General features: G+C 72.6%; 7 protein-coding genes. 4 read left to right on the top strand and 3 right to left on the bottom strand.

Annotation, left to right across the window (positions count from 1 at the left end; all coding sequences use genetic code 11):
* Window positions 1-454: ClpX C4-type zinc finger protein (locus RM479_RS18635; RefSeq protein ID WP_311512996.1), on the bottom strand; the 454-nt coding region annotated here is incomplete at its 3' end.
* A gap of 282 nt (window positions 455-736) precedes the next feature.
* Window positions 737-1,810 carry a TetR/AcrR family transcriptional regulator gene (locus RM479_RS18630; RefSeq protein ID WP_311512995.1) on the bottom strand — a complete coding sequence of 358 codons (1,074 nt, stop codon included), beginning with the start codon at window positions 1,808-1,810 and terminating at the stop codon, window positions 737-739.
* A 111-nt stretch (window positions 1,811-1,921) separates the two neighbouring features.
* Here RM479_RS18630 and RM479_RS18625 point away from each other — a divergent pair, with 111 nt between their 5' ends.
* From RM479_RS18625 to RM479_RS18615, 3 genes are all read left to right on the top strand, one after another.
* Entirely contained in the window at window positions 1,922-2,875 is a 954-nt protein-coding gene (locus tag RM479_RS18625) for an ATP-binding cassette domain-containing protein (RefSeq protein ID WP_311512994.1), read from the top strand.
* Window positions 2,872-3,672, top strand: a complete 801-nt coding sequence (locus RM479_RS18620; protein WP_311512993.1) for an ABC transporter permease — start codon at window positions 2,872-2,874, stop codon at window positions 3,670-3,672. Before RM479_RS18625 ends, RM479_RS18620 begins: the two co-directional genes overlap by 4 nt.
* Before the next feature lie 244 nt (window positions 3,673-3,916).
* Window positions 3,917-4,906: an aldo/keto reductase gene (locus RM479_RS18615; RefSeq protein ID WP_311512992.1), complete on the top strand. Its 990-nt coding sequence runs from the start codon at window positions 3,917-3,919 to the stop codon at window positions 4,904-4,906.
* 232 nt (window positions 4,907-5,138) lie between these two features.
* On the opposite strand, the gene RM479_RS18610 is transcribed toward RM479_RS18615, so the two are convergent.
* Window positions 5,139-5,630, bottom strand: a complete 492-nt coding sequence (locus RM479_RS18610) for a MarR family winged helix-turn-helix transcriptional regulator (RefSeq protein ID WP_311512991.1) — start codon at window positions 5,628-5,630, stop codon at window positions 5,139-5,141.
* Between the two features lie 140 nt (window positions 5,631-5,770).
* On the opposite strand from RM479_RS18610, the gene RM479_RS18605 reads away from it, so the two are divergent.
* Complete coding sequence (locus RM479_RS18605; RefSeq protein WP_311512990.1) at window positions 5,771-6,820, top strand: LLM class flavin-dependent oxidoreductase; 1,050 nt, start codon at window positions 5,771-5,773, stop codon at window positions 6,818-6,820.
* Window positions 6,821-6,823: the final 3 nt, after the last annotated feature.

Genomic DNA, 6,823 nt, shown 5'->3' with positions numbered 1-6,823 from the left:
CCGTCAGCGCCGTCGCGTCCGCGATCGCGAACGGCACGTTCAAGATCCGCGCCAACGTCTGCGCCAACAACGTCTTCCCCGACCCCGTCGGACCCAACAACAAGATGTTGGACTTGGCGATCTCCACGTCCTCACCACCGGGACGCTCACCCTCCGAACGCACCCGCTTGTAGTGGTTGTACACCGCCACCGACAACGCCTTCTTGGCCTGATCCTGACCGATCACGTACGAGTCCAGGAACTCGTAGATCTCCCGAGGCTTGGGCAACGCGTCCCAGGAGTCCTCGACGGGGAGGACGCCCTCCTCTTCCTCCATGATCTCGTTGCACAGGCCGACACACTCATCGCAGATGCAGATGTGGCCGGGTCCGGCGATCAACCTGCGGACCTCACTCTGGTCCTTGCCGCAGAACGAGCACTTGAGCAGGGGCCCGCCGGCACCGGTGCGTGTCACTGAACGTCTCCTCACGGGCTGCGGAGTCCCACCCCGTCGTACCAGGGAGTGTCTCCGTTCCTCCACGCTACCCCGGTTCGGGGACCGCGCAATCCAGCCGACGACGGTCGGGGGACGGTCCGGGGACCGCCTCCGCCCGGTCGGCCCGGGTCGGTTCCCTCGGGCGGTCGACCTCGGCCGCCGGGTAGGGGAGCGACCTTCCCACCAGGGATGGAGCCCGCTTGCGCGCGCGAGGACGGGCCGCCCCCGGACCGGGAGCACCGCCTCTCCGGAGCGGCGGGATCACCGGCGGGCCCTCCCCGGCGTTCGGGGACGGGCGGTGTCCGCGACCGCGTATCCGGCGCCGCGTTCGGTCGAGCGGGCGCTCACCCTGCCGTCGGTGATCCGCAGCGCGAACTCGGTGCCGTCGTCCACGGAGTCCGCGCCGGCCGCGGCGGCGATGGCACCGTCGTCGTCCAGGACCAGGCGTGCCCGGGGCCGACCGGGGAAGGCCCTGGACAGGCAGCGGCGCAGGTCGGCGAGGACCGCCCGGACCAGGGGTCCGCGTTCTGCGGGGGCGTCGGTGACGATGACGGCGGTGACCGCGCCGGGGGCGGCCCGCAACGCGTCCTCGACGGCTTCGAGACGTTCCAGACCCAGGACGACCACGACGCCGTCGACGGTCGGGTCGACCGGTTCCCGGGTCAGCAGGTCCACGCCGGTCGGCGGCGACCAGGGCTCGTCGACGCGGACCGCGGCGCCGACGTGGGCCAGGTGCGGGGGCGGGTCGGTGTCGTCGAGTTCCAGTCCGGCGAGGTGTTCGCAGGTGCGGATCACGGTGAAGGGGTCGATGACGCCGGGGGCGGTGGCGGCCGTCGCCTCGGCGCCGTGGAGGACGGTGAGGACGGCCTGCGCCTGCCGGACCCGGCGTCGGCCGTCGCCCGCCAGATCCTCCAGGGCCAGACCGAGCAGGATCGCGTCAAGGCGGGTGAGCTGGGCGAAGGCTCGCCTGACGGGGGCGTCGGACAGTACTTCGGGGGTGAGCGCGGCACCGGTTCCGAGGGAGTCGTCGGCCTCGGTGAGCGGAACCCGGGAGAGCCGGAGGCGGGCGAAGGCCGCCAGGGCGGAGGCCGGGTCGGTGCCGGGGTCGACCGCGGGGGCGTCGGCGCGTTCGGCGGCGTCGGCGAGGACCGCGAAGTAGAGGGCGCGTTTACCGGGGAAGTTGGAGTAGACCGCGCCTCGGGTGAGGTCGGCGCGTTCGGCGATGCGGTCGATCTTGGCGTCGCGGAAGCCGCGTTCGGCGAACTCCTCCCCGGCCGCGGCCAGCACGCGCGCCCGGTTGTGGGCCTGTTGTCGCGCCCTCGTGAGCCGGGCCATGTCCCTCCCCCTGTCTCCTCGGTTCACCCATCCTACGTTGAGATGCCATGAACACTCAGATACTGTCATCATCTGAATGTCGTGAACATTTGAATGCGAGGGAGAGGGATCGTGGAGCAACCGGCGTTCCAGGCCGAGGGCCTGGTCAAACGCTTCGGGAAGACCGTCGCCTTGGACGGTGTGGACCTGTCCGCCCGGCCGGGCACGGTCCTGGCCGTGCTCGGCCCCAACGGCGCGGGCAAGACCACCGCCGTGCGGATCCTGGCCACCCTCGTCCGCCCCGACGCGGGGACCGCCCGCGTGGGCGGATTCGACGTGGTCCGCGAGGCCGCACGGGTGCGTCGGCTCATCGGCCTGGCCGGGCAGAGCGCCACCGTCGACGAGGAGCTCAGCGGCCGGGGCAACCTGGTGCTGATCGGCCTCCTGCTGGACCTGCGCCGCAACGAGGCCCGCGCCCGGGCCGCCGAGCTGCTCGACCGGTTCGGACTCACCGAGGACGCCGACCGCCCCGTCGCGGTCTACTCCGGCGGGATGCGCCGACGTCTGGACCTGGCCGCGAGCCTGGTGGGCCGCCCCCGGGTGGTGTTCCTGGACGAGCCCACCACCGGGTTGGACCCGGGGCGGCGCGAGGAACTGTGGCGGATGGTGCGCGAGGCGACCGCCGAAGGCGTGTCGGTGCTGCTGACCACCCAGTACCTGGAGGAGGCCGACGCGCTCGCCGACGACCTCCGCGTCATCGACCACGGACGGGTGATCGCGGCGGGGACCCCGGCCGAGCTCAAGCGCGTGGTCGGCGGCCAGGCCGTGTCGGTGCGCCCGGGCGACCCCGAGCGCATGGACGAGACCGCCCGGGTGCTCGCCTCCGTGACCGGACGCTCCCCGGAACGGACGGGGCGCGCCACCCTGTCGGTCCCCGTGGACGACGCCGACACCGCCTGGCGGGTGGCCGACGGGCTGCGCGCCGAGGGCGTCCCCGTGACCGAGTTCTCCCTGCACCTGCCGAGTCTGGACGAGGTGTTCTTCAGCCTGACCGGTGTCTCCCGCGACAAGGAGTCCGACACGTGAGCGACCTCCTCTCCCCCCTCGACCCGCCCCGACGGCCCGCCGCCCTGGCCCGGCACAGCCTGGTCCTGGCCCGGCGCGGCCTGGCCAAGTCCGTCCGCGACCCCGGGGCGATCGTCAACGGGGTGATCACCCCGGCGCTGTTCATGGTCCTGTTCGTCTACCTGTTCGGCGGGTCGGTGTCCGGTTCCACCGGCGATTACCTGCGCTACCTGTTCCCCGGGGTGCTGGTGATGGGCGCCGGGCTGTCGGGGATGCTCGCCAGCGGCGTGAGCATCAACGTCGACCGGAAGAAGGGCGTGTTCGACCGGTTCCGCAGCCTGCCCATCGGACGGTCGGCGCCCCTGTGGGGATCGGTGCTGGCCGACGTGGTGCGGTACGCGGTGGCGGTGGCGCTGCTGTTCGCGATCGGATACCTGATGGGGTTCCGGGTGACCACCGACCTCGCCTCCGCGGCGGCGGCGGCAGCACTGGCGATGGGGTTCGGATTCGCGCTGAGCTGGGTCATGGTGTTCGTGGGCGTGCTGGTGCGCAACGAGAGCACCGTCCTGGCGGTGGCGTTCATCGCGTTCCTGCCACTGCTGCTGGGCACGAGTCTGGCCGCGCCGGTGGACACCCTGCCGGGGTGGTTGCGCGCCTGGGCCGGGATCAACCCGGCGACGCACGCGATGGACGCGTGCCGGGCCCTCCTCACCGGCACCGCCGCCGGCGCCTCGATCACCGTCACCCTGGCGTGGTCGGCCGGTCTGGTCGCGGTCTTCTGTCCTCTCGCGGTCCTGGCGCACACCCGCGAACACTGAGCCGTCGCGCCACGGGTCCCCGCCCCTCGCGGGAAGCGATCCGGCGGCGGGATCGCTCGGATCGTGGTGCGGTGGGCGTCGCCGCGCCGACCGCGCCCGGTGCGCGGGGACGGGGTTCCGGCGGGCCGGGGTCGCCCCGGTCCGCCGGTCCCCTCCGGGCACGGGCTTGACCTGGAGCGCGCTCCAGGTCGCAGACTCCTGTTCCAAGGCCCGCGCCGCGCGGGTCAGGGACGGGAGAACCCTCATGCGACAGCGCACCATCGGTACCGACCCCGCCACCCGGCGCGAGGTGAGCGCCCTCGCCCTGGGTGCGATGAACATGGGCACGCGCACCGACGAGAAGACGTCGTTCGCGATCCTCGACCGGTACGTCGAGGCCGGGGGCACCTTCATCGACACCTCCAACAACTACGCGTTCTGGGCGGACGGCGGTCAGGGAGGGCAGAGCGAGGAACTGATCGGCCGCTGGCTCCGCGACCGGGACGTCGGCGAGGACCTCGTCATCGCCACCAAGCTCGGCGCCCGCCCGCTCGCGCCGGGTACGGGTTACACCGACAACGCCGAGGGGCTCTCCGCCCGGGCCATCCGGGAGGCCGCCGAGGCGAGCCGCGAGCGCCTGGGCCTGGAGCGCGTCGACCTGCTGTACGCGCACATCGAGGACCAGCGGGGCGTACCTCTGGAGGAGACCGTCGAGGGCTTCGCGGACCTGGTAAGGGAGGGCTCGGTGGGGCTGCTGGGGGTGAGCAACCACTCCGTCTGGCGGGTGGAGCGCGCCCGCGCCCTGGCGGCCTCCGCGGGCCTGCCGGGGTACGAGGTGCTCCAGTACCAGCACGGTTACCTGCGGCCGCGCACCGACATCGGCGACCCGCTCTGCCCGGACGGCGACATCGGTGGAGCCGGTCCGGACCTGCTCACCTACATGCGCGCCGAACCCGGGCTGACCCTGGTCGCCTACACACCGCTGCTCGGCGGCGCCTACGTCCGTGATGACAAGCCCCTGCCCCGCGGCTACGACCATCCGGGCACCACGGCGCGGCTGGCGGCGCTGGGGGAGGTCGTCGCGGAGACCGGGGCCACCCCCCACCAGGTGGTCCTGGCCTGGCAGATGGGCCACGAACCGCCGATCGTCCCCCTGGTGGGCGCCTCCACGGTGGAGCAGCTGGACGAGCTTCTGGGCGCGCTCGACCTGGATCTCACCGAGGACCAGCGCGCCCGCCTGAACGCCGCGGACTGAACCGGCGGCCGGAACCGTTCCGGGGCGCGGCGCCGACCCGCCGGGGGGCCGAGAGCGCACCGACCCTCCCGGTGCGGATGACGTTGGTCGCGGCGCCGATGTCGCGGCCGGGCGGCCCGGTGGTCTCCGGGGCGGTCGCCGCCGTCGGTGGACGTCGAGGGTGAGGCGCCGGCCCGGCCGACCGTGGCGGGGCCGGGGCTCCGACGGACGCGCGCCTCCCGGCCCGGCCCCTTCAGGAGGTGTGCGCCGCGTCCACGTGAGCGCGCAGGGCCCGGGCGATCTCTCCCGCGGCCCGCACCTGCTCCGGGGTGAGGGCGTCGATGAAGAGTGCGCGGACGGCGGTCAGATGGGGGACCGTCGCGCCGTGGAAGGCCGTCGCCCCCTCCTTCGCCAGGACGATCTCGGCACCGCGGTTGTCGAGGGCGCACTCCTCGCGGCGGATGAGTCCGCGCCGTTCCATGCGCCCCAGGTGGTGGGACAGGCGGCTGCGCTCCCAGCCGATCGCCTCGGCCAGTTCGGAGGAGCGCATCCGCTCCCCCTCGGTCTCGGTGAGCGCGAGCAGCACCTTGTAGTCGCCCGGGGAGAGGCCGGAGTCCCGCTGCAACCGGGCGGAGATCTCCGCGTTCAGGGCCTCCGTCGCTTCGAGGAACGCGCGCCAGGAGCGCAGCTCGTCCCGTGTCGGCAGGCGTCGCCCCCTGCGCGGCGTGCGCACTTCGTCGGCCATGGCCATCCTCCTAATTGACATGTCAATCATATGATCGCATAATTGACGCGTCAATCACCTGGCGGCGGGCACCTCACGAGGGACGACCGGGCCGCCACGGTTCGGACCCCCGTCCGGGCCGCTCGGCAAGGAGGCCACCCATGTCCGACCTGCTCTTCGGGCTCGACACGTTCGGCGACGTCCCCGAAGGCGCCGACGGAAAGCCCCTCTCCCACGGCGAGGCGATCCGCCGCGTCGTCGACGAGGCCGTCCTGGCGGACGAGATCGGCGTCGACGCCATCGCCCTGGGCGAGCACCATCGGCCCGAGTACGCGATCTCCACCCCGGAGACCGTCCTGGCCGGCATCGCCGGCCGCACCTCGCGCATCCGGCTGGGTTCGGGGGTCACCGTGCTCAGCTCCGACGATCCGGTACGGGTCTTCCAGCGCTTCGCGACCCTGGACGCGCTTTCCAACGGACGTGCGGAGGTCATCCTGGGGCGCGGCTCGTTCACCGAGTCCTTCCCGCTGTTCGGCCACGACCTGCGCGACTACGACGTGCTGTTCGAGGAGAAGATCGACCTCTTCGTCAAGCTGCTCGACGAGGCTCCGGTGACCTGGAGCGGGACCGTCCGAGCGCCGTTGAAGGACGCCGACGTCTTCCCCAAGACCGAATCGGGCCGGCTGACCACATGGGTCGGGGTCGGCGGGTCCCCCCAGTCGGTCGTGCGCACCGCGCGCCACGGACTGCCCCTGATGCTGGCCATCATCGGCGGCTCCCCCGAGCGGTTCGGCCCCTACATCGAGCTGTACGAGCGGGCCGCCGCGCAGTTCGGCACGGTCGCGCACCCGGTGGGGATGCACTCCCCCGGGTTCATCGCCGATACCGACGAGGAGGCGAAGGAGATCTTCTACCCGCGCTACAAGGTCGTCCACGACCGGATCGGCGCCGAGCGGGGCTGGGGACCGATGCGCAAGGAGCAGTTCGAGAACGAGATCGCCCACGGGTCGATGTACGTCGGCTCCCCCGAGACGGTCGCCCGCAAGATGGCCGGGGCCATCGGGGCCCTGGGTGTGGGCCGGTTCGACCTCATCTACTCCAACGGGGCGATCCCGGTACCGGACCGCATGCGCGCCGTCGAACTGTACGGGACCCGGGTGATCCCGATGGTCCGTGACATCCTCGCGGGCCGAGAGGCGGAAGGGAGTTGAGCG

Source organism: Nocardiopsis lambiniae (assembly GCF_031845465.1).
Taxonomy (GTDB): Bacteria; Actinomycetota; Actinomycetes; order Streptosporangiales; family Streptosporangiaceae; genus Nocardiopsis; species Nocardiopsis lambiniae.
The sequence above is the reverse complement of the archived record's forward strand: the minus strand, read 5'-3'. Positions and strand labels throughout refer to the sequence as shown.

Coding starts and splice junctions, on each gene's coding strand:
- RM479_RS18630 (WP_311512995.1), bottom strand. CDS start 1,810: ATGGCCCGGCTCACGAGGGCGCGACAACAGGCCCACAACCGGGCGCGC.
- RM479_RS18615 (WP_311512992.1), top strand. CDS start 3,917: ATGCGACAGCGCACCATCGGTACCGACCCCGCCACCCGGCGCGAGGTG.
- RM479_RS18610 (WP_311512991.1), bottom strand. CDS start 5,630: ATGGCCGACGAAGTGCGCACGCCGCGCAGGGGGCGACGCCTGCCGACA.
- RM479_RS18605 (WP_311512990.1), top strand. CDS start 5,771: ATGTCCGACCTGCTCTTCGGGCTCGACACGTTCGGCGACGTCCCCGAA.